We start from the raw sequence: 24484 nt of genomic DNA on the forward strand, positions 1-24484 counted from the left end.
AGTGAGCATAATCCGCGACACGCCCCTTCCGCAAACTGGCAAGGCCGTCGGCATCGACACGCTCGATATGACGATGCGCTTCGGCAGCTTCACCGCGCTCGACAATGTCTCGGTCAGCATTCCGGCCGGCAGCTTCCACGCCCTACTTGGCGAGAATGGCGCCGGCAAATCGACGCTTGTCAAATGCATCATGGGCTTCTACCACGCGACCTCCGGTTCGCTCTCGGTCGATGGCCGAGAGGTGACGATCGCCTCGCCGAGAGATGCTGCGACCTACGGCCTCGGGATGGTCTACCAGCATTTCACGCTGGTGCCTTCGCTGACGGGCGCCGAAAATCTCGTCATCAGCCGCACGCAAGTGCCCGCTGTGATCAACTGGGCCAAAGAGCGCCGGGACCTCGCCGCGTTCATGGAGCACATGCCATTCAGGATCCCGCTTGAGCGGCCGGTCAGCGAGCTTGCCGCCGGCGAAAAGCAGAAGCTCGAGATCGTCAAGCAGCTCTATCTCGGCCGCTCCTTCCTCGTGCTCGACGAGCCGACTTCCGTGCTGACGCCTGCCGAGGCCGACGAGATGCTCGGCCTGGTGCGCGGCATGACCGAGCGAGGCGAACTGACGGTGCTGATGATCAGCCACAAGTTCCACGAGGTGACGAAATTCGCCGACGCCGTCTCGATCCTGCGGCGCGGCAAGCTGATCGGAACGGGCAAAGTGGCCGAACTCTCAACTTCAGACATGGCCGCGATGATGATCGGCGACGTCAAGCTCGCCGAACTCGACACGCGCGTTCCCGTCGCCGATCTCGCCAAGCCGGTCTTGGCGGTGAAAGACGTCAAGGCCCCCGATCGCTCAGGCCTCAAGACGATCGAGATCGACGATCTTATCGTTCGCTCCGGCGAGATCGTTGGCATCGCCGGCATATCGGGCAACGGGCAGAAGGAACTGACGGAAATTCTCGCCGGCCAGCGTGCGACACAGGCCGGACACGTTGTGGTCAATGGTCAGGTCTACGGCGCGACGCGATCGGAGACGCGCCGCAACAACGTCCGCTTCATCCCGGAAGAGCCGCTACTGAATGCCTGCGCGCCGAAGATGACGGTCAGTGAAAACCTTGCCTTCCGTACCTTTGACCTCAAACCTGATGGCAAGAACGCGGTCTGGCTGAACTCGGCCAAGATGAAGAAGCGCGCCGCCGAACTGATCGCCGACTTCAAGGTGAAGACCGCCTCGTCCTCCTCGCCCATAGCGGCGCTCTCGGGAGGCAACGTCCAGCGCGCCGTGCTCGCCCGGGAGCTGACGGGCGACGTCAATCTACTGATCGTTTCCAATCCCTGCTTCGGCCTCGACTTTTCCGCCGTCGCCGAGATCCGCGCCCGCATCATGCGCGCCCGCAATGCCGGGGCCGCCGTACTGCTGCTGTCGGAGGATCTGGACGAGCTGCTGGAAATGTCCGACCGTATCATGGTCATTTCCGAGGGCAGGCTAGTCTACGAGACGCCGGCACTGTCGGCCGATATCGGCGTCATCGGCGCCCACATGGCGGGGCATCACTGATGGTCGATATCAAGGCACAGCCTTTTGCCTTTCCGGCGAAGCCAGATCAGATCGCCTTGATCGTCATCGACATGCAGCGCGACTTCGCCGAACCCGGCGGCTTCGGCGAAAGCCTCGGCAACGATGTCAGCCGTATCACGAAAATCGTGCCCGACGTGAAGCGGCTGATCGAAGGCTTCCGCAAGGCGGGCCTGCCGGTCATCCACACGATGGAATGCCACCGGCCCGACCTTTCCGACCTGCCACCCGCCAAGCGGGATCGCGGCAATCCCTCGCTCCGCATCGGCGATGAAGGCCCGATGGGTCGTATCCTGATTGCTGGCGAACCTGGTACGGCGATCCTGCCGGACCTGGCACCCATCAATGGCGAGATCGTCATCGAGAAGCCGGGCAAAGGAGCCTTCTACGCCACCGACCTCGGCGACATTCTCAAGCAGCGCTGCATTACGCAGCTTGTCTTTGCAGGCGTTACGACCGAAGTCTGCGTCCAGACGACCATGCGCGAGGCCAATGATCGCGGCTACGAATGCCTGCTCGCCGAGGAGGCGACCGAGAGCTACTTCCCCGAATTCAAGACGGCTGCCATCGCCATGATCCGCGCCCAGGGCGCAATCGTCGGCTGGACGGCGCATGTGGACGACATATTGGAGGCGATCCATGCCTGAAACGACCCGCGAACTCTTGACGTCAGGCGGCTGGAAGGACCTTGAATTCGGCCCCTTTCGAACGGACGTGACGATCCACTGGATCCGCCCCTTTGAAGGCGACCAGCCGGGCGTGGCGCTGCTGAAATACGAGGCGGGCGCGTCCGTGCCGCGCCATCGCCACGAAGGGCTCGAAACCATCCTGGTGCTTGAAGGCACCCAATCCGACGAGGCCGGCGATTACGGCAAGGGCAGCTATGTTGTGAATGCTGCCGGTACCGAACATTCGGTCTGGAGCGATACCGGCTGCGTCGTGCTGATCCAATGGGACCGGCCCGTCAAAATACTCGAAGAGGAAACGGCATGAGAACGGGACCGGCTTTCGATATCGCCTCCCTGCATGCAGCCTACCAGAACGGATTGACGGCCGCCGGAATGATCGACGCTGTCTTTGCGCGCATCGCCGAGGTGAATGATCCCGGCATCTTCATCCATCTTGCCGACATCAGGGACCTGCTGGCTGAGGCCGAAGCGCTGGGTGCCTTCGACCCCGCGACAAAACCCCTCTGGGGCATTCCCTTTGCAGTGAAGGACAATATCGACGTCGCCGGCATGCCGACTACAGCCGCCTGCCCTGATTACAGCTATATGCCAAAAGCCGACGCGACCGTTGTGCGTCTGCTGAAGGAGGCCGGTGCGCTGGTCATCGGCAAGACCAATCTCGACCAGTTCGCGACCGGCCTTGTCGGCGTGCGCTCGCCCTACCCGATCCCGCGCAATGCGATCGATCCGGATCTCGTGCCTGGCGGCTCCTCCTCCGGCTCGGCGGTTGCGACTGCGCAGGGCATCGTCAGCTTCGCGCTTGGCACGGATACGGCTGGCTCCGGGCGCATCCCGGCCGGGCTCAACAATATCGTCGGGCTAAAGCCGTCGTTGGGTGCGATTTCGACGACGGGCGTCATTCCCGCCTGCCGCACGCTCGACTGCGTTTCGGTCTTCGCGCTGACGGTGGATGATGCCTGGAAGATCTTTTCCATCGCCTCTCAGCCGGACCCGAGCGATGAGTATTCGCGAACGATCCCAGCTGCTGGCTTCGGCACGACCGTACCGATGCTGACGATCGGCGTACCCGCCAAGGGCGATCTCCGCTTCTTCGGCGACGACGCTATGCAGGCGTCTTACGAGGCCGCACTTGCCATGCTTTCCGGCCTCGGTCACCGCCTGGTGGAAATACCCTTCGGCGACTTCTACAAGGTTGCGGATCTGCTCTACGAAGGCGCGTGGGTCGCTGAGCGCTACGCTGCCGTGAAAGAGTTTTTCGACAACAAGGAAGCCAGCTTCCATCCCGTCACGCGCAAGATCTATGGCGCTGCAAAGACGCTTTCGGCGGCCGATGCCTTCAACGGCTTCTATGCTCTGCAAGCGCTGAAGCGGAAGCTTACGCCTGTCATCGCCTCCGTCGATCTCTTCTGCGTGCCCACCGCGCCGCGCCACTACACCCGTGCCGAGCTGGAAGCCGAACCGATCCGCGAGAATTCGCGCCTCGGCACCTATACGAATTTCGTCAATCTGCTTGATCTCTGTGGGATTGCGGTTCCGACTGGTCTGCGCAAGGACGGCCGCCCCGCGAGCGTCACCCTGCTTTCTTCTTTCGGGAAAGATGGCGTTACCGCGTCTCTTGCTCGCGACATTCACGCAGAGAATGCCCTGACGCTGGGTGCTACCGGCTGGCCCCGCCCGCTCGTCAAAAAGACGGATCATGCGCAGAGGAGCGACTTGATCAGTGTCGTCGTCGTCGGAGCACATTTGACCGAGATGCCGTTGAACGGACAATTGCTCGACCTGAATGGCCGGCTACTGCGCGAAACGCAAACTTCAGATTGCTACCGGCTTTATGCGTTGCGGGGTCAGAACCCGCCAAAGCCAGGCCTTATTCGCGTTGCTGCGGGATTCGGAAGCCCGATTGAAGTCGAAGTCTGGCAATTGGCACCGGAAGCGTTCGGCCGGTTCGCCGCGGGGATACCGGCGCCGCTAAGCATCGGCACAATCATGCTGGCGGACGGCACCTCGGCCAAAGGATTTCTCGTCGAATCCACAGCATTGTCCGACGCGATCGAGATCACGCACTATGGCGGATGGCGCAAATTTATAGCTGCAACGACATAATGCCAGCGACCATCAGAATGGCTCGGCACCCTTGGTGTTCATTTCGGTCGTAATTTCACCCTACTTTGCTTTTCGCTCCAGCCCGCCTGCGATATCTATATCGCAATTTCGTCAATGGGCTCCCAGTCATTGAATGTGTCAGCCACAAATGCCAATTCGGCGTCAGAACGTTGTGAAACTGAACATCAACCCCACGAAAAGACGGTCCTAATCTCTCCTAACGAACTCGCGAATATGTTGGCTGCTCATCCCATATCCAGCTGCTTACGAACAAAGCTTTCAACATGGTCAGGGAGAGAAATATTCATCATGCCCATATGGAAATCCATGATCTCCATGGAAAAATTTAACAGCACGGACATTGCTAAAGCAGCATCGAGGCGCCGCGATCGAGATAGGTATCGAGGAACTGCTCCAGGCGTGAATTTCTAGGTTTCTTGAAAACCTCCTGCGGCGCTCCAGTGAACAGTATCTTGCCGTGATCAAGAAAGATGATCTGCTGGCCGACGGTCGCGGCGAAACCTATTTCATGCGAGACGACAACCATGGTCATGCCCTCGGCCGCCAGGTCGCGCATGACGTTCAAGACTTCGCCAGTCAATTCCGGATCGAGCGAAGAGGTCGGCTCATCAAACAACATGATCTTCGGCTTCAATGCGAGGGCGCGGGCGATCGCCACGCGTTGCTGCTGTCCGCCGGAAAGCTGCGAGGGATAATGCCCTGCTCTTGCTTCGAGCCCGACCTTGACGAGTTGCACCATAGCCGCATCCTCGGCCTCTTTCCGGCTCATCTTGTGAACCATCTTCAAAGCCTCGCTGACATTGCCGAGTGCAGTCATATGCGGCCAAAGATTGAATTGCTGGAACACCATGCCGATCTGGGCGCGGATCGAGCGATTGGTAGCCGCCGAAATGCGTTCACGACGCCCTTGAGAATCCTCGGCAAAGCCAAGGATCTCACCATTGATGGAGATAGTCCCGCGCGTTGCCTCTTCAAGGAAAGCCATGCATCGCAAAAGCGTGCTTTTGCCGGAGCCGGATGGGCCGATGAGACAGGAGACCTGCCCCGGCTCGATGGCAAGATCGATGCCATAAAGGACCGTCGTCTCTCCGAACGTCTTGACGAGATTCCTGACTGCTATAGCGGGGACGCTCATGCGTTGAAAAACCTGAATCTGGAAAGTTTCGTTTCGGCAAGGTTGCCAAGCCAGCCGGTGACTTCGACGAGCACCCAGTAGAAGAGCGCCAGGGCCGAAAGCGCCTCGACGAAGGCATATTGCTGCGATCCGATCGCACTGAGCGTTGCCGTCAATTCCGGCACGGTGATGATGGAGAGGACCGCCGTCTCCTTCATCAGAATGACGACCATGTTCACGCAGGGCGGCAGCACCAGCATCGTCATCTCGGGCAGAAGAATGCGCCTGATGATCTGCCCGCGCGTCAAGCCAACGCATTCGCCAGCCTCGATATGGCCTTTCGGCACGGCCTGAAATCCAGAGCGGAAGATTTCGCTGAAATAGGCGGCACCATAGATCGAAATGCCGATCAGTCCGGCAGGCAGGGGATCGAGCTCGAGGCCGATGAAAGGGCCACCATAGTAGACGAGGAAGATCTGGATGAGAAACGGCGTGCCGCGCAGTACCGCCACGATGGAACCCAGCACCTTGTCGACCACTATCCCGCCATATTGCCGGGCGACCGCCATCAGGAAGCCAATGACGGCCGCAGCGATCGTGCCGAGGATCCAAACCATGATCGTCACGCCAGCGCCGCTGAGGATGGCGGGCCACTGCCCGATCAGGACGTTGATATCGAAGGTCATCGCGGTACACCTGGCAATCTGCTTTCGATCAGGCCGCCGGCAAACGCCACCACCCAATTGATCACGAGATAGATGAGGCCGGCGGATGCGAAGATCTGCAGCGGCAGAAAGGTGCTGCCGGCAAGATCCTGGGCCATGCGGGTGAGTTCGACGATGCCGACGACGGAGACCAGCGACGATGCCTTCAAAATAAGGATCGCCTCGTTGACAAGAGCGGGAAAGGTTAGGCGCAACGCAATTGGAACCTTGATGCGGCGGAAGATCTGGCGCGGCGTCAGGCCAACCATCTCGGCCGACTCCACCAGGCCGAGTGGCACGCTGGCAAAGCCGCCGCGCAGATTCTCTGCCTGGTAGGCGGCCGTGCAGAGCGACAGGCCGATGATCGCGGCAACGATGCTCGGCACGTTGATGCCGACAGCTGGAAGCAGATTGTAGATCAGCAGCAATTGCACCAGCAGCGGCACACCGCGAAAAAAGCTGATGAATATCTGGGCAGGTCGCACGAAAAGGCTACGCCTCGTCAGCAACATTGCCGAAACAAGGATTGCGATTGCGAAACCGATAAAGATCGACACAAGGCTGATCGTGACCGTGTAGATAGATGCCTGCAGAAGCAACCCGAAGAGCTCGATGGACATTGTTGAGTTTTCGCCCGCGTGGTGACCAGGAAGCTACGATCTCGGTCTTCGGCCATGCCAGACAACCGTGTGGCACGGCCGATTTCCGAAGGCTGATCAGAATGCCGGGTCCTTGACGGCGTCAGGCGTGTCGAAGCTCGCGCCGAACCATTTCTTCTGCAGCGTCGCCATGCGCCCGTCAGCCTTGATCTTCAACATGGCGGCATCGATAGCATCCATCAATGGCGCGTGGTCGGCATCCTTCAAGCCGATAAAGCCGAAATAGGACTTCTTGCCGAAGGGCGGCAACACGACTTCGAACGTGCCTTCACGCTGTTTGGCGACAAACGCAATATTCGGCAGCGAGTTGGCAACCCCGGCGATGCGGCCGGCCGCGAGATCGGCGTAGGATTCCGTAAAGGCCGGATATTCGCGGATCTCGGCTTTGGTCGGCAGGGTGTCAGAAAACTCCTTGAGCTGATCGAGCTGCGCGGTCGCCTTGCCGACGCCGATCTTCTTGCCGGCAATGTCTTCCGGCTTGTTGATCGTCTTGTCTCCGGCCTTTTTCAGGATCGCGATGGTCGCTTCGGCCAAGGGCGGTGTAAAGCGGTAGCGCTCCATGCGCTTCTTGGTGATCGTCGCCGGTCCAGCAACGACGTCGAATTTGCCGGCTTCAAGTGCCGGGAAAACGCCGTCCCATGGCAGCGTGACCCATTCGATCTTCACGCCCAACTCTTTGCCGATCTCATCGAAGAGATCAACGTTCAAGCCGACATGTTTGCCTGCGTCGATGAAATCGAACGGGGCGAAAGCCGTCTCGGTGCCGACCTTTAGCGTGCCGGCTGCCTTGACGGCGGCAAGCGTATCAGCCGCATGGGCCGAAATCGTTGCGCCAAACAAAAGTGCGGCACCTAACAGCCCCTTCAGAAGCGAATTCTTCCTCATGTTTTCTCTCCAGTTTTGTACTCTTCCTCTGGAAGGTTCAAGTTCCCCAGGCATTGTTCCGACAGGCGGATTTCTATGACCCGCTTTTGTCTATACAAATAGATACGGGCTGGCCTACACTGTCAAACACAAAACACAACAGACGCAAGATTTATGCCGCATGATGCCGATGGATCTGGCAGACGCGGCCTCCACGGACACTGAATTCATTGCCGGAGCAAGGCGAGCGTTGGTTCCAATTCATCAGAGAATTCTCAAGGATATCGAAAGCAGGATCATGAGCGGCATCTGGCCGCCCGGTCACCGGATACCCGTCGAGCACGAGTTGCTGAAAGAGTATCAATGCTCCCGGATGACCGTCAACAAGGCGCTTTCAACCCTGGCTGAGCGTGGCATGATCATACGTCGCCGCAAGCTCGGTTCGTTCGTCGCGTCGCGACAAATCGACCGCACGGTCATGGACATCCAGGACATTTCCACGGAAGCGGAGTTGGCAGGGCATGAACACAGTCACACGATACTGATGCGGAAAGTCGAGAGGCTCGATTCTGCCACCGCTATGCGGCTTGGCGAAACCATAGGAGCGGAAATCCTTCGGCTCCACTGCCTGCATGCGGTCGATGGCAAGGCGAATGCGCTGGAGCGACGCATCATCATGCTGGACCTGGTGCCATCAGCAAGAACTGAGAGTTTCGCATCGGTACCCCCCGGCAAATGGTTGCTGGACATGGTACCCTGGTCAAAGGCCCGGCACGTCATTCGCGCCGTCTCGGCCGATGCCACGACGGCACGCCTGCTTGAAACCGAGCGCGGTGAAGCCTGCCTGACACTCATCCGCCAGACATGGCAGAGCAGCCATACGGTCACCTATGTCGAGTTCATCCACCCCGGTGACCGGTTCCAGTTCGCCGGCGACTTTCATCCCAATGAAAGCCGCGCCATCGATCAACCGCCGCAAGGAAGCGCCTCTTGAACGAGAAACGGATCAACAGGGCAGTTCCACTCAAGGGCTTGCAGGCCTTCGAAGCTGTCGGCCGTTGTGGCAGCGTGAACGCGGCTGCGTTGGAGCTGAAGGTTTCGCCCGGAGCGATCAGTCAACAGATCCGGAAGATCGAAAGCTTTCTCGGTGTCACCTTGTTCGAGCGCAATGGTCGCACGGTGGAACTCACCCAATGGGGGCGGCTCTATCATCAGGAAATATCGAAAGGATTCGAGCAATTCGCAGCCGCGGAACAGATCCTGGAGCGGGCACGCAACGAGAATGCCCTGGTTCTCAGTGCCCTGTCCTCCGTTGTCAACAAATGGATCGGGCGCCGGATCTTCGACTGGCAGGCCCTTCATCCAAACGCGCATGTCAGGATTGTCGGTCGCGACAAGGAACCGCGTATGGGCTTCGACGACATCGATTTCCGCATCAGCTACGGATCGGATGTGCTGCAGCATGAACATTATACGGAGCTGTTCCGCGACTGGGTGGTTCCAGCCTGCTCGCCGGCATTGATCAAAGGCAAGGCGCCGTCCGCCGCGCAACTTCTTGAATATCCATTGCTGCACGTCGAATGGGAGCGGCACTTCTCGCCCTATCCGAGCTGGCTTGAGTTCGCCTCTAAAGCGGAGACGACCCTTAAGGAGACCACCGCCGGTCTTTCCTTTACCTTGTCGAGCAGCGCAATCGACGCCGCCGTCAACAAACGTGGCGTCGTTCTCGCGCAGATGTCGATGATTGCAGATGAGCTTGAGGCGCAAACGCTCGTCATTCCCTTGGACATACGTATTGCCTTGCGCGAAAGCTACTTTCTCGCCTGGGATCGGGCCGCTTTGGAAAAACCTCACGGGCGCCAATTTCGCGATTGGCTCGTCACCATTTCCCGCCAGCAGGGCCTGATGTCTGCGCCCGGATCAACATTTTAGAAAAACTAAAACGGAACCCAGTTACGTGATATTGATGAAATTTTGCGCCTGGCGATAATTTGCGCATTCGCCTTCAAGGGAACGGCGTGACCGACATGACGGGAGAGTTCGATGGCACGGACCGACAAGATGAAACTTGGAACTTTCGTCTATACGTTCGGCTTTCATCCGGCCTCCTGGCTGCATCCGGCAAGCGATGTCAACGGCGCCAACGACTTTGCACATCTGCTGGATGTCGCCAAACGGTCCGAGGCGGCGAAATTCGATTTCATGTTCATGGCCGATTCTCCGGCAGCTGCCGTCGGCGATCCAAATGCGCTTGCCCGCATTCCCACAAAGATGAATCGCTTTGAGCCTCTGTCGTTGCTCTCGGCACTTTCGGTCACGACCAATGATCTCGGTCTCGTGGCGACGGTCTCCACAAGCTACTACGAGCCATATAATGTCGCCCGTCTGTTTTCCTCGATCGACCATTTGAGCAAAGGCCGCGCCTGCTGGAACGTTGTCACGTCAGACCATGACGAAACAGGCTATAATTTCAATCGCGAGGGGCTTGATCCGCACGCGCTGCGCTACGAGCGCGGCAACGAGTTTGTCGACGTCGTATTCGGCCTTTGGGACAGCTTCGAGGAAGGCGCGCTCCTTCTCGACCGCGAATCCGGCGTCTACTATGACAAGGACAAGCACCACACGCTCAACCACAAGGGCAAGCACTTTCAGGTTCGCGGTCCGCTCAATATTGCGCGCACGCCGCAGGGTCGTCCTGTCATCGCCCAGGCAGGCGGTTCCGAACCCGGAATGGACATGGCGGCACGCACCGCCGAGATCGTCTTCAGCCTCGCATCGAACATCGAGCGGAACCGGTCCTTCTACGACAATGTCAAAAACCGGATGGCGGCCTATGGTCGCGATCGGGATGATCTGAAAATCATGCCGGGCATCGTTGTCAACGTCGGTGAAACCGAGGCCGAGGCAAAGGCGAAGGTAGACTATCTGATCGACAAGATGCATCCCGATGTCGGGCGGTTGATGCTCTCCGAGTTCCTGGAGGCGGACCTGCGTGGCGTGGCGCTCGACGAGCCTTTTCCGATGGACCGGCTGCCGGCGGCGCCAAAGGGATCACGCGCCCTGTTCGACGAGCTGGTCGATTTCGTCAGGAGCGGCCACACAGTCGGCGAACTGATCCGGCACTATGCCGAGAAACACACCGGGAACGGCATAACAGGCTCGCCAGCCCAGATCGCCGACTACATGGAGGAGTGGTTCGAGACGCGTGCCGCCGACGGCTTTATCCTGATGTTTCCGACCTTGCCGTCCAGTCTCGACGATTTCGTGCGGCTCGTCTTGCCGGAGCTTCGCCGCCGCGGCCTGTTCCGCGAGGAATATGAGGGCAAGACCTTGCGCGAAAATCTCGGCATTTCAACGCCGGCAAACCGCTTTGCCAAGACGTGAGGGCCAGTCCGATGGCTGACGAGGCTCTGATCGGCGACACGGAATTCAGGCTATCGATGCGTCATCTGGCCGGCGCGGTCAGCGTCATAACGGTCGGTGACGGACAGGATCGCACTGGCTTCACGGCAACGTCGGTCTCCTCATTTTCGGCGGAGCGGCCTTCCGTCATCGTCAGTGTCAACAAGGCCTCTTCCTCCTGGCCGACGCTACAGCAATATGGCTGCTTCTGCGTCAACGTGCTTGCGGCCGACCAGCAGCATGTGGCGCAATCCTTCGCCGGCATTGACGGACGCAGGGGCGCCGACCGCTACGATGGTGCCGGGTGGTATCGCCTCAGGACCGGCGCGGCCGCCCTTGAAAAGGCCCTGACTGTCCTCGATTGCAAGCTCGAAACCGTATTTCAGCATCATTCACATGCCATTCTGATCGGGCATATCTGTGCGATGGAAATCCGGCAGGACGTCGGGCCGCTTCTCTATTGGCGAGGCGGCTATCACGAACTTCCGGCGGCTGTCGATGAGCGCTGCCTAGCGGAGCCGATCCGGCAATAACCCAATCGAGGCGACATCGGCATTGGCAAAGGCAAGTCTGAGGTACCGCTCCTGCCCTTCCCCGAAATAAGCCCCGGGAATGCAGACAACACCGCGCTCACTGGCAAGTTCTTCGGCAACCTCGGACGACGATCGATCCGCTAGAGGATGGCGAACAAAGGCGAAATAGGCGCCGATCGCTGCAATCTCCCAACCGGCCAGCCCGGAAAAAGCCAGTCTCAAAGCATCGGCACGGCGGCCGATCTCCAGCCGGTTGCCAGCCCGCCAATCGGCGAGCACCGGCAGAGCCGATGCAACGGCGATCTGAGCCGAACGCGGGGCGCAGATCTGCATATTGTCCATAACCTTCGCAATCTCTGCAATGAGCTTCGATCCTGCCGTGACGGCACCCAGCCGATGACCTGGGATGCAGAAGGATTTCGAGAAGCTGTAGAGAAGAACGAGCGTATCCTCCCAGCCGGGCTCCGAGAGCAGAGCGTGCGGCCGGCCATAATCTTCGGCGAGGAAATCGCGATAGGTTTCATCGACGACCAGCCAGGCGCCGTATTTTCGGCACAGCATGAAAAGCGTGTGAAGCAGACCAGGCGGATAGACGGCTCCGGTAGGATTGTTGGGCGTAACGACGGCAAGCATCTTCGCGCCGGCGGCAAGCGCGGCCTCGGCTGAACCGAGATCGGGAAGAAAGCCGGCGGCAGGATCGCAATCGACCAGTCGCCGTCCGATCCCCAGCATCGACAGCGTCGTGTCATGATTGAAATAGAAAGGATTGGTGAGCGCCACGGTATCGCCAGCGCCCGCAAGTGCAATCGCCGTGCACATGAACGCCTGATTGCAGCCGGCCGTAATATGGATATTGCCGGCGGATATGTCAGCCCCATAAAGTTCTGTGACATGTGCGGCATAGGCCTGCCGCAGCAAAGGTTCGCCCTCGATCGGACCGTATCCCGTCATCGCCTGTTGTCCGGCCGCCTCGCCAAGAAGACGCAGCATTTCCGGGTGCGCGGGGTAGCCGGGTACGGCCTGCGACAGATCGATGAGTGGCCCCTTCAGCCCCTTGTAGTCGCGGCCCCAGGCGACGACGGAAGGGATGGGTGGAGCCGAGAGGCGGGCAACGAGCGAGTTGGATTTTGCAGCGGTCATATCGATTTCTCTTTGATACCGATTGCTACAACGATACCAATTGTTTTCTCAACCTCTTTGTTGGGTGAGACGGACCTCAAGTGGAGACGCATGCACATGGTGTGGGACAAGATGCGGCTCGAACAGCTGCGCGCGGAATTTGCAGATGGCAAAGGCGGCGAGATATTCGACGAGAAGTTTCGCAAAGTGGCGGAGAAAATCATCTCGAAGAATGGCACGAGACTGGCGCCATATGCCGGAATCCCGACTTTCCTCAGCGCGCCTTACATGCAGGTCGCAGCCGACGAGCCAGACTTTGGCAATCTCCAGGTCGCCATCACGGGAATCCCGATGGATCTTGGCGTCACCAATCGTCCCGGCTCCCGCTTCGGACCACGTGCCCTTCGCGCCATCGAAAGGATCGGCCCTTACAACCACGTTCTGGGAACGGCGCCGGTCTTCGATCTTCGGGTCGCCGACATTGGTGACGTGCCGTTCCAGAGCCGCTACCGGCTGGAGCTCAGTCACGACGACATCGAAAAACGTATCGGCCAGATTGTCGATGCCGGCGTCGCGCCGCTCTCGGTCGGGGGAGACCACTCCATAAGCCATCCGATCTTGAAGGCTGTCGGCCGGAACCAGCCGGTGGGCCTCATTCATATCGATGCCCATTGCGATACCAGCGGCGGCTTCGATCAGACGAAGTTTCATCATGGAGGGCCGTTTCGCAATGCCGTGCTGGATGGCGTTCTCGATCCCACAAGGACAATCCAGATCGGCATCCGTGGCTCGGCGGAGTATTTGTGGGAATTCTCCTATGCGTCGGGAATGACCGTGATCCACGCAGAAGACATCAGCGCAATGGGAATTGCAGCCATCGTCGCGAAAGCCAAATCCATCGTCGGTGACGGCCCCACTTATCTCTCCTTCGATATCGACAGCCTCGATCCAAGCTTTGCGCCAGGCACGGGCACGCCGGAAGTCGGTGGCTTGACTACCCGTGAAGTCCTTGAATTGATACGCGGACTGAAGGGCATAAATCTGGTGGGCGGTGACGTTGTCGAAGTGGCACCTCAATATGACGCGACGACCAACACCGCACATGCCGGTGCTCAAGTGCTCTTCGAGATTCTGAGCCTCATGGTGTTCAGCCCATCGGTCAACAAACGCTGAGCGTTGTGCTTAGTGAAACCGAATTTCGCCACCAAACTGCATGCCACAGCATCTGCGGCTAGCCGTCGGCAAAAGACAGCGCCACCGACAAGCATCTATTGTGGGCTGAGACGGGGCCGACTGTTGGAAGAGGACCACACGAAATATGTACTGAATTCTATTACCGTTGATAACAATAGAGCTTTCGATTCTTCAATCCAATGCGTCGACGCACTTTCTGCAAACGTGACAAATTGTTTTTGCTCTTGACGGGATACGAGCCTCGGATTCTTGACGAAAGGCATGACCGCCGGATCGGGCGGGAGCGGAAAACGCTGATTGCGGACGGCGAGCAAGTCATTCTCTTTGCATGCTACCAAAATCGAGCAGCAGCTTGCCAAGCCGAGCCGGTTGCTCCTGTTGGATCCAATGACCCGCGCCGTCGATCAGTTCGACGCCACTCATTCTTGTCGTTGCCTTCGTCCTCATAAGATCGAGCGCGCCCGGTGCCGAATAGGTGCCCCAATCGCTTGTCCCGCCGATGAAGAGCGACGGGACATCGATCGTCTTGCCCGAATAGAGGCGCAGCTCGGCGTTGAGGTCGGGATCTGAAAAGACGCGATACGCCTGCAGGGCGCCTTGAAATCCTGTGCGGTCATACTCCTCCGTATACACTCCAAGCTCCGGCTCGGTGAGCCATTTGCAGGCCGCGACCTCGGCGGCGGAAGGTTGAAATGGAGCGACGGTCTGTGGCATCGTTTTACCAAGGTCCATCACGTAATACGTGGGCATCTCCGCCAGGTCTGCGGCGGTTCGCCCCTTCAACGGATGCGGCTTGTTTCCCGGCCAATCGGCGCTCTTGACGTAGAAAAATGCACGAAGAAACGCGTGCAAACCTTGACGTGGGTGCCACATGTCATCATTCGCCTGCCGTCCACTCAGGTATTGCTGATAATACTGTCTCGGCGGATCGAGTGCCGCCAGCGCGGCCGCCAGTTTTTGATACTCATTGTTCGATTGAACCGACGGTGCCTCGCTTTCCGCGGTGTTGAATGGAAGCGCCGGCGGACCAGGGAACGGTGCACTCATAAGCGCCACCGAGGGAAAGACATCAGGGCGTGCAAGCGCACAATAGGCCGCCACGGGCGAGCCGAAGTCATGTCCGACAAGCATCGCTGTCCGTCGATATCCTAACGCCGAAACCAATCCGAGAGCGTCTCGCGTCATATTCAAGAGACCGAAGGGTGCGAGCGGGCCGTCATAGCCATTCATCCAGCCGGTGGTGCGGCCAAAACCCCGCTGGTCGGGTGCCACGACATGGTACCCGGCGTCAGCCAGAATTGGAATCAGATGTCGCCAGCCATAAGCCAAATCCGGAAAGCCATGCAGAAGCAGAGCAAGCGGCCGACCAGGGCTTTCGTAACCGGCCTCGAGAATATGGACATCGAGGCTGTTGACTGCCTGGATCATGCGCGAACGGACGCCCTTGGGAAGGTTGCCGCCGCCGTATGGTGATTGGGTCAAATCAGTTCCTCTTATGGGGTTTGCGTGGACCGGCGGAAGTGAAGCCGCAGCCAGGCTCGCCGCGCCCATTGCTAGGACGGCGCGGCGTGACGCAGGTGCCTTGAAGATAATCGGATCACTCATCAGCAATTTCCTATATGGTGATCACCATAGTATGTCGATCGCCATAGCATCGTCAAGCGAGCCGTGCTAGGCTGATGGCATGGCACGTAGAACTGACGCCCGCGCTAGCGCGATTTCCACCGCCGAACGGCTATTTCGCATCCAAGGCTACACGGCGACCGGATTGATCCAGGTCCTTAAAGAAAGTGGTGCACCGAAAGGGTCGTTCTACTTCCACTTTCCACGCGGCAAGGCACAGCTCGCGGAAGAGGCAATTGATTGTTACGTTGCAAAGAGAATGGCTGTATTGCGACATATCTCGAGTGAGACGGCGGGGGATGCTCCGAAGTTTGTCCGTCAGATTTTCCGCACATTTGCGGACGAGATGGTCGCCGCTGATTTCCAGTACGGATGCCTTATGCAAAACCTAGCGAACGAATTGCCAGCGCTCGACGCTGATCTAACGAAGCGGGTAGCGCGCGGCTTTCTCGATTCGACTGAGATTATTGCGGATCACTTTAGGGGGTGCGGTTTCACTTCTGAGCGTGCGTCCTCTGCCGCAGCCGCATTGGTAGCTGCCCTCGAGGGTGCGCGAACGATCGCCCGCCTTGAGCGGAGCCCGGCTATATTCGAGGCGCTGGCGGACGTTAGTGTCCGTGGATGGGCTTCCCTCGAGAGGTAATGGGACGCTACTGGTTTTTCTCTGATTCAACTGAGCCTTGAGCCACACGCTATGTCGCTGATATGGCTCAATTCCCCGCCTCAATCGGTCGTGTTTTGCGTCTTGCAACATCGAGATGCACGGAGTGACGACCAGCCACGGAAAGACAGGCGATCGTCTTGCGGAACGGGATGATCGCCTGCATATTGGTCAGAGCGGTTGTTCGAGATCTCCGCCCTGCCGAACTTCGGACTTACATTTGTTTTTCCCACCAGCCGCGGGTGTTCACGCCGGCCGCGTCAGCGAGAGCTTCCAGCTCTGCAATGTGGTTGCTGGAGAGTCTTATGCTGGCGGCTCGGACCAGACCATCAATGTAATTGGGCTTGGTGACGCCGATGATCGGCGTCGTACCCTTGGCGATGGCCCAAGCTATCGCGACATCGGGAGCCGCTGCACCTTGGCTTTGGCCGATGGAGGCGAGCTTGTCGGTCAGGGCCTTTAACTGAAGCAGCATGCCATTGTAGGCCTGCGCCCGCTTAGTGCCTTCCGGTAGCGGATTCTCCGGATTGTACCTGCCACTGAGGGCGCCCTGTTCGAGCACCATATAGGCAAAGAACGGGATACCGCGGTTGCGGCAATAGTCCAGGATCCCAGCGTCCTCAGAACCGCGGTAGAGAAGGCTATAGTGGTTCTGGATGGCCTCGACCCGGAACCCGGCTTCTCCGAGGATCTGGTCGGCGAGCTTGATTTCGCTCAGATTGTGATTCGAGACGCCGACATGTTTTACCTTCCCGCTTCGTAGCAACGGAATCAGGCTTGGCGTCCAACGCGCCACATCGGCCGGATTGTGAATCCAGTAGAGGTCGATGTAGTCGGTGCCGAGGCGTGCCAGGCTCTGCTCCAGCATCTCCGCCACCGGATCGTCGCCGGCTCCCGCAGCCTGCGGGGTGAACTTCGTGGAGAGCTGGTAGTCGCTGCGGGCGTAGCGCTTCAGGACCTCCCCGAGCACGGTCTCTGAACGACCCATGCCGTATACCACGGCGGTATCCCACAGGGTGAAGCCAGCCGTATGAGCCTTGTCCGCGGCCTCCTCCAGGCCGGCTCTGGTCAGGGGGCTGCCGAAGTAGCCGTCGCCGGTCTCGCCGCTGTCGCCCCAGGCCCAAGTGCCCAATGCGACCGTAGGTATCTTGAGATTATCAATTGTCATGTGTGCTCCACGCGTGTTCTGCGGCCAAGTTTGTTGTGATCCACCCGCCGCTGACACTGTGATCCGCGGCGCCTCCGAACCGTTAGCCCGATGCGCCGAGATTTCTGCCTGATCCTCCAGAAGCCGAGGTTCGCGTTGCCGCGCTTCCTCGCTCGTGCGAAGGTCGGCTCTATGGAAACGCTGAGAGAAATTGCCGCAATAATCGCTGGGTACGTTTCGAAGGACGGTTTCCACACCACCCCCATCGAACGTGTAACGCTTGTTCGATCCTCCACCGTGACGATGCCAATGCCGAATGTTTATCGGCCGCAGCTGTGCCTCGTTGCGCAGGGGCAGAAGGAGGTCACGCTGGGCGACCGCGTATTCAGATACGCACCGGGACGCTATGGGGTGGTGACCTACGACCTGCCAGCCACAGGCCATGTGATCGAGGCGACGCCTGACAAGCCTTATCTCTGCCTGTACCTCGATTTCGATCCGGGGACGCTGGGGGACTTGGCGTTGCGCGTGCCACCGGCGCCGGGAGCGCCATCTCCGCCCATAGGCAAGATGGTGTCCGACGCTGGCGCCGGTCTGCTCGACGCTGCGTTGCGCCTGCTGCGTCTGCTCGATGATCCGGCAGCGCTGCCCGTGCTCGGACCACTTGCCGAGCAGGAAATTCTCTATCACCTGCTTGCAGGCCCGGACGGCGCCAGGATGCGCCACATCACCTCCAGTCAGGGCCGAGTCGCCCAGGTCGGCCGCGCAATCGCATGGATTGGGAAGAATTTCCGCGAACGGTTCAGCATCGAGCGGCTTGCTACGGAAGTAGGCATGAGTCCGTCGAGCCTGCACGAACATTTTCGCGCTGTGACGGCGCTGACGCCGCTGCAATTCCAGAAGCAACTCAGGCTACAGGACGCGCGCAGCCTAATGCTGGTTGAGAACATTGACGTCACGACTGCCGCTTTGCGCGTGGGGTACGAAAGCCCGTCGCAGTTCAGTCGCGAGTATCGCCGACACTTCGGAGAACCGCCGGCACGCGACATAGCCCGCCTGCGTGCTTCGCCGGACTTGGCGGTGCGGGCTTGAGTTCAGCTTACTGGCTAACCTCACGCTACGAGGCGCTGCCACGAGAGCGGTTGGTGGCCCGGGTCCGGCGCCAGCTTCCGGCTTCGCAGCGATCTCCGTCCATCAAACGGGCACAATTCGGCCGCCTACGCCGGCAGGAGCCCCGCCGCCCTGTAGCATTCGATCAGCGTGTCGAACAATGCGATGTCCGAGCGACTTCTCGCCATCAGTTGGGCACCCGCGACGGCAGCGAAAATGGCGCGGGCGCGCTCCTCGCTTTTCTTCGCAGGCACAACGCCAGCCGCAGTCAGCTCTTTGCTGAGCCAAGCCACATTTACATCGGCAAAGGTCTGAACTTCCTTCTTCACCGGCTCTGGAAGATCATCATACTCGGCGGACATGAAGCTGCAGAGGCAGAGCTTGTTGGCGTTCTCAAGCGATCTGCGAAAAATCCCTGGGTATTGCCGGAGAGCGCTCGACGGATCATCCGCCTCCCTCAGATTGTCGAGATCCTCCTTCGTGTCCTCCCAGTATCGCCGCGCTACCGCAACGCCGAGGTCGGCCTTGCTTGGAAAGTGGTGGTAGATACTTGCCGCCTTGATCCCGACTTCGCTGGCAAGATCACGAAAGTTTAGACCGCCGTAGCCGTGCGCCTGAGCACTCTGTTTGGCAGCCGCCAAAATCGCTTCCTTTGAGTTTGCCGTCATCTGAACATCCTAAGTTTGGCCGACGATCAGCCTACCACGTGATAGGTAGGGGTTGACAACAAAAAATGAAAGACCCATCCTCAGGCTACCAAGTGGCAGGTAGGTTAGCCATGGTGGGTAAACGAGCGAGAAAAAGGCTTATAGCATGAGCAGAGACATCTATTTTTCCGATGCGACCAAGCTTGCCGAACTGATCCGCAACCGAGAGGTTTCGTCGGTCGAGGTCGTGCAAGCCCACCTGAACCGAATTCAGGCGGTAAACCCGAAGATCAATGCGATCGTCACCCTCGCCGACGACGCTCTCAAGGCGGCTGAGGCGGCCGACGCGGCCGTTCAAGCCGGCGAAGAGCTCGGCGCCCTCCATGGCGTCCCGTTCACGGTCAAGGACTCGATCGACACCGCCGGCGTGCCGACGCAACGCGGCTCACCGATCTTCAAGGGCCGCACGCCTGATACGGACGCGACCAGCGTGGCGCGGATGAAAAAGGCCGGCGGCATCCTGCTCGCCAAGACCAATCTCCCCGAATTCTCCTACTGGATCGAGAGCGACAACCTGCTCACCGGCCGCTCGAACAATCCCTGGGACGTAACGCGCACGCCGGGTGGTTCGAGCGGCGGCGAGTCGGCGGCCATCGCGGCGGGCATGTCGCCCATCGGCCTCGGCACTGATCTGGCCATTTCGGTGCGCGGCCCGGCAGCGCAGACCGGCATCGTGTCTCTCAAGGCGACGCATGGCCGCGTGCCGATGACCGGCATCTATCCGCGCGCGCCGCGCCGCTTCTGGCACGTCGGGCCTATGGCCCGTAGCATCCGCGACCTGGCGCTTGCCTTCTCTCAGCTCGCCGGCCCGGACGGTCAGGACGCCCTCTCCACAAGCACGGTCCAGTTCGACGCCGGCATCGGTCGCCAACCATATCGCCGGCTTCGCGTGGGTTGGCTGGTCGAACCCGGTTTCGGCCCGATCGACCTCGAAGTCGCCAAGACGGTCGAGGCAGCTGCGGACGCGCTCAAAGATCTCGGCTTGCACGTCGAGCCAGTCCGCATCCCAGCGCTCGAGAAAGACTTCGCCCTTGACGTCTTCAACCGCATCCACGTCATGGAGATGAAGCCGGCCTTTGCAGAGGCGACCGCCGGCCATGAAGACGAGATGTATAAGATGTCGAAGACAATGCTCTCGCTGCCCGACACCTCGATGAAGGAGTTTATAGAGGCCGAGCAGGCAGCGGAGCGTCTCCGCGACGGCTATGCCGCATATTTCCAAAAATTCGACGCACTGGTCACTCCGGTGCTACCGCTCCCGGCCCACAAGCATGGACAAGAGGAGTTCGTCATCAACGGTCAGAAGGTCGACGCCACCTACTTGCAGGGCGCGACCGTCCCGCTCAACATCACCGGCCTGCCGGGGATCTCGATGCGGTTTGGGACCAGCAAGGAAGGCCTGCCGATCAACGTCCAGATCGTCGGGAGCTGGCTCGCCGAGTCGACGATCCTGAGCATCGCGTCCCAGCTCGAAAGCGTGAGCACTGTTCGAGACCTGCATCCGGACCTCTGACGACGAAGAGCGCCGGCGTCATGCGAACGCGCAGTGATACCGGCGTTCCGATCCGCCTGAACGCTTACCTGCATCGTTCGCATGGAGACCTCTCGGGCGGAGTGGGCGAGGAAAGTCGATCGTGCTGACGCTGGTGCTCGACGATCAACGAGATGCTTCGTCAACTTGGACGTCACTGATCGACCATCTATAGTGAGATCGGACGCGATATGTTCCATGGCCGCGACAAGCTTATCAGTCGCTTGTCGCCCACCTTGAGACGCGGGTCGATGTGATTGAGTTTCTGGAGTCTCCGAAATCCGGGCTTCGACGCCGTTCAAGCGCTCTGTGCAATCGCAAAGGCCAAGCAGGCCGTTATGCCATGATATGACCAGTCCTTCGGTGCCGCTTCAGTGGCGATGGAGATCAGCCCTGCCGACCAGGCCGACGGGGTCCCGACCAGCCTTCAAAAGCTTCAGGTTTTCGATTGTCGTCATCGCCGCGGACCCAGGCTGGGTGATCGCAGCAATATGCGGCGTAAGCACCACTTTTGGGTGCGTCCAGAGAGGATGTGCGGGAGGAAGCGGCTCAGGATCCACAACATCAAGAAACGCGCCGGAGAGATGCCCGCGATCTAATGCCGTTATCAAGGCATCGCTGATGAGTTGACGTCCCCTACCCGCGTGCACAAGGCTCGCCCCTTCGGGCAACGTCGAGAACAGTTCAGCGTTGAGAATGCCCGTTGTCTCCGGCGTCAATGGAAGCAGACATACGAGGATGTCGGTCGCCGCAAGCATGTCCCGAAGACCGTCGGCACCGCTGAAGCAGACCATTCCATCGAGCGCCCGTTTGGTACGGCTCCATCCGGAAAGTTTGAACCCGAACCCCTGTAACTTGGCCGCCGCTGCCGCGCCAAGAACTCCAAGTCCAAGAACGGACACCCGGCGGTCCGCCGGCTGGGGCTGTGGGTTAATCTCTCGCCAGGCACGCTGACGCTGCTGATGGATGTAGACATGCAGATTACGGTGAAGCGATAGAACCGCCATCACTACATACTCGACTACCATCCGGGTGATGCCGTCATCGACCATGCGGATGAGCTTCACCCTCGACGGGAGGCTCACATTCGCAAACTGATCGACACCGGCGCCAATACAGAACACTGCCTCGAGGTTTGGATAGCGCGCGAGATCCTCTGGCGGCTTCCAGGTCATGATGTACCGAACCTCGCCCGGATCGACCGATCCTGCATCCATTGAAAACCGGACGTCGGGAAGGTGCTCGGCAAATGCCCTTGCGAAGACAGCACCACGCTCCGCGTCGCAGAGAAACAGGAAGACCATGTTCCGTCTCACCGCTGATTCAGGCGCTGCAACGTCTTCTTGTCGTGGCGCTCATACATGGAATAGACAATCGGGATAAACCACGGACGACCGCTGTAGAAGGGGATGGCTTTGGGTGCCGGGTCGAAATCGAAGGCGCAACGGGCCTGCTCCTTGTCGCCAAGCACCTTGAAGGCAGCCTTCTTGCCCAGCCAGCGTGCCCAGACGACGCCCGAACCGCAATAGCCGGTGGCATAGACCGTGTTTCCCACGGAGAAAATTCGCGGGACCATGTCGCGGTGCATGGCAACATAGCCGAACCAGCTGTGGGTGAGGCCCACTCCCGCCAGCTCGGGAAAGAGCCGGGCGAGCTCGGCCTGCAAGTGGACCGTAGGTGCGCTCGGATCGCCCTCCGTCGTGCCATCCCGACCGCCGAAGAGAATGCGAGATCCATCGGGCGACGGCCGATAGTAATAGCTGAGCTTGCGCATGTCGCCATGCATCATGCGCGTGGGCATGAGGCGATCCATGACATCCCTGCCAAGCGGCTCCGTGGCGATGATGCGGCTGCGCACGGGTACCAGACGGCGGCGCAACCACGGATCGAACCCATCGGTATATCCGTCGGTGCAGACGAGAAGCTTCTTTGCAACGACCTCGCCGCGCGCGGTTCGAACTCTTACGGCACCAACCTCCTCCGTCGAGCCGAGCACCGCCGTATTCTCGTGGATGACGGCATCGGTGGACGCCGCAATGCCGATCATCCCGGCCAGCAGCTTTGCCGGCTGCAGCCCACCGATATCCTTCCTGACCAGACCCCCGATATAGAGATCCGTGCCGATATACTTTCGAACATCAGCCCTCTCTACCGGAAACGCCTCGATGCCGAGCATCCGGTGGAGGAGATCCGCATGGCGACGCAGGTCCTCTGCCTCTTCCGAAGTCATCGCGCCATCGAAGAGGCCCGAAAGGAAAAATTCACAATCGATTTTCTCCTCCTCCATGAAGCGCCAGAGGTCCTCGCGGGCAGCCTTACCCTCAAGGAGAATGCCATTGGCATGTTCCTCGCCGAAGCGTTTGATCAGTTCCTTCCAACCGGGCCGAATACTACCGCTCGCCATGCCGCCATTTCGGCTGGACGCAGCCTTGCCGAGGGGCTGCCGGTCGAACAGCTGCACGTGCCGGCCGGCACGTGCTAGCTCGATTGCCGCCGAAAGCCCCGTGTATCCGCCCCCGACGATGACGACGTCGCAGGTTGGACTGACCGGTCGAACCGACAGGGACGGGAAGTTGCAGTCATCCCACCAATAGGGTGTCGATTGAACTGATGTGTGAGCACATGGAAGCATGGGAAGGCACCGAATCGATGTTGCAGGCAGGTGATGCAGCGTGGATCAGCTGCGCTCGACCCAAATCTTGCGGGTGGTCTCGATGACCTTCCAAACCCCTTCAAAACCGGGATGCATGACGAAGGAATCGCCCGCGGTGATGCGACGCGGTTCGCCTCCGTCTTCCGTCAGCTCGGATACGCCAGACAGAATGTAGCAGAACTCGAAGACTTTGCCCTTGATCGACCGGTACGCACCCGGGGTAGCCTCCCAGAGTCCGCAGGATACTTGCCCATCCTCGGTCTTGGCGATGTCCCAGGAAAGGAAGCGGGGATCCCCTTCGAGAAGCCGCTCCGGAAGTGGCTGCCCCTTGCGTGGTTCGGGCAGATTGTTCTGGTCAATGAATGTAAGCTTGGACATAAGGGATTTCCTTTTGGGGTTATCGGTTGAACGACAGACGCCGTTCGAGAAGTTTCAGCGATGTCAACGCAACGACGTTGAGAGCGAGGTAAAAGGCGGCGGTGATGATGAAGATTTCCATGATGGCGAAGGTCTCGCTCATCAGCCGCTTGGCGTAGCCAGTGATCTCGAGGACAGTGATGGTCGATGCAAGGCTCGATTCCTTGACAATGATGGCCACTTCGCTGCTGTAGGATGGTAGCGCCTGGCGCAGCGCCAGCGGGAACTTGATCCGGGCAAACACATGCCAGGGCGACATGCCGCAGGCTTCGGCCGCTTCGATCAGGCCCCTGGGCAGGGAAAGGAAAGCTGTCCGGAATATCTCCGCGGTGTAAGCGCCGGTGTTCAGGATGACCGCAAGGATTGCGGCGTTCAAGCCGCTGCCGATCAGCCACCAAAGGACGGCATTGTGGCGAATGAAATCAACCTGGGCCAACCCGTAGTAGATGATGAACACCTGCACGAGCATGGGCGTGCCGCGAAAGATCGCGCAGTAGATATCGCAGATGCGCCGAAGGAACCTGCTTCTAGCCCCGCGCCCGAGACCGACGAGAACGCCGAACGGCAGCCCTAGCCCAACGCCAAAGATAGCGATCAGAAGAGTTACTTTTGCCCCAGCGAGCAGGAATGGCACCGCATAGCCGATGATGTTGAAATCCATGG

General features: G+C 59.5%; 24 protein-coding genes. 12 read left to right on the forward strand and 12 right to left on the reverse strand.

Going from position 1 to position 24484, the window contains the following annotated elements:
• Nucleotide 1: 1 nt before the first annotated feature.
• The 4 genes from GA0061100_RS20050 to atzF are packed head-to-tail and all read left to right on the forward strand — an operon-like array spanning nucleotide 2 to nucleotide 4362.
• Nucleotides 2–1552, forward strand: coding sequence for an ABC transporter ATP-binding protein (locus GA0061100_RS20050; RefSeq protein WP_075854494.1), 1551 nt, complete (start codon nucleotides 2–4; stop codon nucleotides 1550–1552).
• On the forward strand, nucleotides 1552–2217 hold the full coding sequence (locus GA0061100_RS20055) for a cysteine hydrolase family protein (protein WP_075854495.1): 666 nt from the start codon (nucleotides 1552–1554) through the stop codon (nucleotides 2215–2217). The genes GA0061100_RS20050 and GA0061100_RS20055 overlap by 1 nt, the downstream gene beginning before the upstream one ends.
• Entirely contained in the window at nucleotides 2210–2563 is a 354-nt protein-coding gene (locus GA0061100_RS20060; RefSeq protein ID WP_075854496.1) for a cupin domain-containing protein, read from the forward strand. The genes GA0061100_RS20055 and GA0061100_RS20060 overlap by 8 nt, the downstream gene beginning before the upstream one ends.
• Nucleotides 2560–4362, forward strand: coding sequence for an allophanate hydrolase (atzF, locus tag GA0061100_RS20065; RefSeq protein ID WP_075854497.1), 1803 nt, complete (start codon nucleotides 2560–2562; stop codon nucleotides 4360–4362). Before GA0061100_RS20060 ends, atzF begins: the two co-directional genes overlap by 4 nt.
• A 364-nt stretch (nucleotides 4363–4726) precedes the next feature.
• Here atzF and GA0061100_RS20070 read toward each other — a convergent pair whose 3' ends face one another.
• The 4 genes from GA0061100_RS20070 to GA0061100_RS20085 form a co-directional block, all read right to left on the reverse strand.
• Nucleotides 4727–5518, reverse strand: coding sequence for an amino acid ABC transporter ATP-binding protein (locus GA0061100_RS20070; protein WP_075854498.1), 792 nt, complete (start codon nucleotides 5516–5518; stop codon nucleotides 4727–4729).
• Nucleotides 5515–6183 carry an amino acid ABC transporter permease gene (locus tag GA0061100_RS20075; protein WP_075854499.1) on the reverse strand — a complete coding sequence of 223 codons (669 nt, stop codon included), beginning with the start codon at nucleotides 6181–6183 and terminating at the stop codon, nucleotides 5515–5517. The genes GA0061100_RS20070 and GA0061100_RS20075 overlap by 4 nt, the downstream gene beginning before the upstream one ends.
• Nucleotides 6180–6821 carry an amino acid ABC transporter permease gene (locus tag GA0061100_RS20080; protein WP_075854500.1) on the reverse strand — a complete coding sequence of 214 codons (642 nt, stop codon included), beginning with the start codon at nucleotides 6819–6821 and terminating at the stop codon, nucleotides 6180–6182. Before GA0061100_RS20080 ends, GA0061100_RS20075 begins: the two co-directional genes overlap by 4 nt.
• A 96-nt stretch (nucleotides 6822–6917) precedes the next feature.
• Nucleotides 6918–7745, reverse strand: coding sequence for a transporter substrate-binding domain-containing protein (locus GA0061100_RS20085; protein ID WP_075854501.1), 828 nt, complete (start codon nucleotides 7743–7745; stop codon nucleotides 6918–6920).
• Nucleotides 7746–7974: 229 nt separating this feature from the next.
• On the opposite strand from GA0061100_RS20085, the gene GA0061100_RS20090 reads away from it, so the two are divergent.
• From GA0061100_RS20090 to GA0061100_RS20105, 4 genes are all read left to right on the forward strand, one after another.
• On the forward strand, nucleotides 7975–8718 hold the full coding sequence (locus GA0061100_RS20090; RefSeq protein ID WP_075854755.1) for a histidine utilization transcriptional repressor HutC: 744 nt from the start codon (nucleotides 7975–7977) through the stop codon (nucleotides 8716–8718).
• Nucleotides 8715–9656: a LysR family transcriptional regulator gene (locus GA0061100_RS20095; protein WP_075854502.1), complete on the forward strand. Its 942-nt coding sequence runs from the start codon at nucleotides 8715–8717 to the stop codon at nucleotides 9654–9656. Before GA0061100_RS20090 ends, GA0061100_RS20095 begins: the two co-directional genes overlap by 4 nt.
• Nucleotides 9657–9767: 111 nt before the next feature.
• Nucleotides 9768–11108 (forward strand): LLM class flavin-dependent oxidoreductase, encoded by a 1341-nt coding sequence (locus tag GA0061100_RS20100; protein WP_075854503.1) that lies wholly within the window; start codon nucleotides 9768–9770, stop codon nucleotides 11106–11108.
• 11 nt (nucleotides 11109–11119) lie between these two features.
• Nucleotides 11120–11659, forward strand: a complete 540-nt coding sequence (locus GA0061100_RS20105) for a flavin reductase family protein (protein ID WP_075854504.1) — start codon at nucleotides 11120–11122, stop codon at nucleotides 11657–11659.
• On the opposite strand, the gene GA0061100_RS20110 is transcribed toward GA0061100_RS20105, so the two are convergent.
• The gene (locus tag GA0061100_RS20110; RefSeq protein ID WP_075854505.1) at nucleotides 11636–12799 is read right to left on the reverse strand and encodes an aminotransferase; all 1164 of its coding nucleotides are present in this window, start codon (nucleotides 12797–12799) and stop codon (nucleotides 11636–11638) included. The genes GA0061100_RS20105 and GA0061100_RS20110 overlap by 24 nt on opposite strands.
• A 96-nt stretch (nucleotides 12800–12895) precedes the next feature.
• Here GA0061100_RS20110 and speB point away from each other — a divergent pair, with 96 nt between their 5' ends.
• Nucleotides 12896–13951 carry an agmatinase gene (speB, locus tag GA0061100_RS20115; protein ID WP_075854506.1) on the forward strand — a complete coding sequence of 352 codons (1056 nt, stop codon included), beginning with the start codon at nucleotides 12896–12898 and terminating at the stop codon, nucleotides 13949–13951.
• Nucleotides 13952–14287: 336 nt separating this feature from the next.
• Here the strand turns inward: speB and GA0061100_RS20120 are convergent, their stop codons facing one another.
• Nucleotides 14288–15400, reverse strand: coding sequence for an alpha/beta fold hydrolase (locus GA0061100_RS20120; protein WP_075854756.1), 1113 nt, complete (start codon nucleotides 15398–15400; stop codon nucleotides 14288–14290).
• A 256-nt stretch (nucleotides 15401–15656) separates the two neighbouring features.
• Between GA0061100_RS20120 and GA0061100_RS20125 the strand changes: the two genes are divergently transcribed.
• Nucleotides 15657–16238 carry a TetR/AcrR family transcriptional regulator gene (locus GA0061100_RS20125; protein ID WP_075854507.1) on the forward strand — a complete coding sequence of 194 codons (582 nt, stop codon included), beginning with the start codon at nucleotides 15657–15659 and terminating at the stop codon, nucleotides 16236–16238.
• Between the two features lie 232 nt (nucleotides 16239–16470).
• On the opposite strand, the gene GA0061100_RS20130 is transcribed toward GA0061100_RS20125, so the two are convergent.
• Complete coding sequence (locus GA0061100_RS20130) at nucleotides 16471–17424, reverse strand: aldo/keto reductase (RefSeq protein WP_075854508.1); 954 nt, start codon at nucleotides 17422–17424, stop codon at nucleotides 16471–16473.
• 171 nt (nucleotides 17425–17595) lie between these two features.
• On the opposite strand from GA0061100_RS20130, the gene GA0061100_RS20135 reads away from it, so the two are divergent.
• Nucleotides 17596–18495, forward strand: coding sequence for an AraC family transcriptional regulator (locus GA0061100_RS20135; RefSeq protein WP_075854757.1), 900 nt, complete (start codon nucleotides 17596–17598; stop codon nucleotides 18493–18495).
• A gap of 125 nt (nucleotides 18496–18620) precedes the next feature.
• Here the strand turns inward: GA0061100_RS20135 and GA0061100_RS20140 are convergent, their stop codons facing one another.
• Nucleotides 18621–19181 carry a TetR/AcrR family transcriptional regulator gene (locus GA0061100_RS20140; protein WP_075854509.1) on the reverse strand — a complete coding sequence of 187 codons (561 nt, stop codon included), beginning with the start codon at nucleotides 19179–19181 and terminating at the stop codon, nucleotides 18621–18623.
• 145 nt (nucleotides 19182–19326) lie between these two features.
• Between GA0061100_RS20140 and GA0061100_RS20145 the strand changes: the two genes are divergently transcribed.
• Nucleotides 19327–20733, forward strand: coding sequence for an amidase (locus GA0061100_RS20145; RefSeq protein WP_075854510.1), 1407 nt, complete (start codon nucleotides 19327–19329; stop codon nucleotides 20731–20733).
• A gap of 389 nt (nucleotides 20734–21122) precedes the next feature.
• Here the strand turns inward: GA0061100_RS20145 and GA0061100_RS20150 are convergent, their stop codons facing one another.
• The 4 genes from GA0061100_RS20150 to GA0061100_RS20165 are packed head-to-tail and all read right to left on the reverse strand — an operon-like array spanning nucleotide 21123 to nucleotide 24482.
• Nucleotides 21123–22055, reverse strand: coding sequence for a 2-hydroxyacid dehydrogenase (locus GA0061100_RS20150; RefSeq protein WP_075854511.1), 933 nt, complete (start codon nucleotides 22053–22055; stop codon nucleotides 21123–21125).
• A gap of 8 nt (nucleotides 22056–22063) precedes the next feature.
• Nucleotides 22064–23383, reverse strand: a complete 1320-nt coding sequence (locus tag GA0061100_RS20155) for an NAD(P)/FAD-dependent oxidoreductase (protein ID WP_075854512.1) — start codon at nucleotides 23381–23383, stop codon at nucleotides 22064–22066.
• A gap of 45 nt (nucleotides 23384–23428) precedes the next feature.
• Nucleotides 23429–23782: a cupin domain-containing protein gene (locus GA0061100_RS20160; protein WP_075854513.1), complete on the reverse strand. Its 354-nt coding sequence runs from the start codon at nucleotides 23780–23782 to the stop codon at nucleotides 23429–23431.
• A 19-nt stretch (nucleotides 23783–23801) separates the two neighbouring features.
• A complete protein-coding gene (locus GA0061100_RS20165; RefSeq protein WP_075854514.1) occupies nucleotides 23802–24482 on the reverse strand; it encodes an ABC transporter permease in 681 nt (226 codons plus the stop codon).
• Between the last annotated feature and the right edge of the window lie 2 nt (nucleotides 24483–24484).

Origin of the sequence: Martinezella hainanensis (assembly GCF_900094555.1) — a bacterium.
Taxonomy (GTDB): Bacteria; Pseudomonadota; Alphaproteobacteria; order Rhizobiales; family Rhizobiaceae; genus Rhizobium; species Rhizobium hainanense.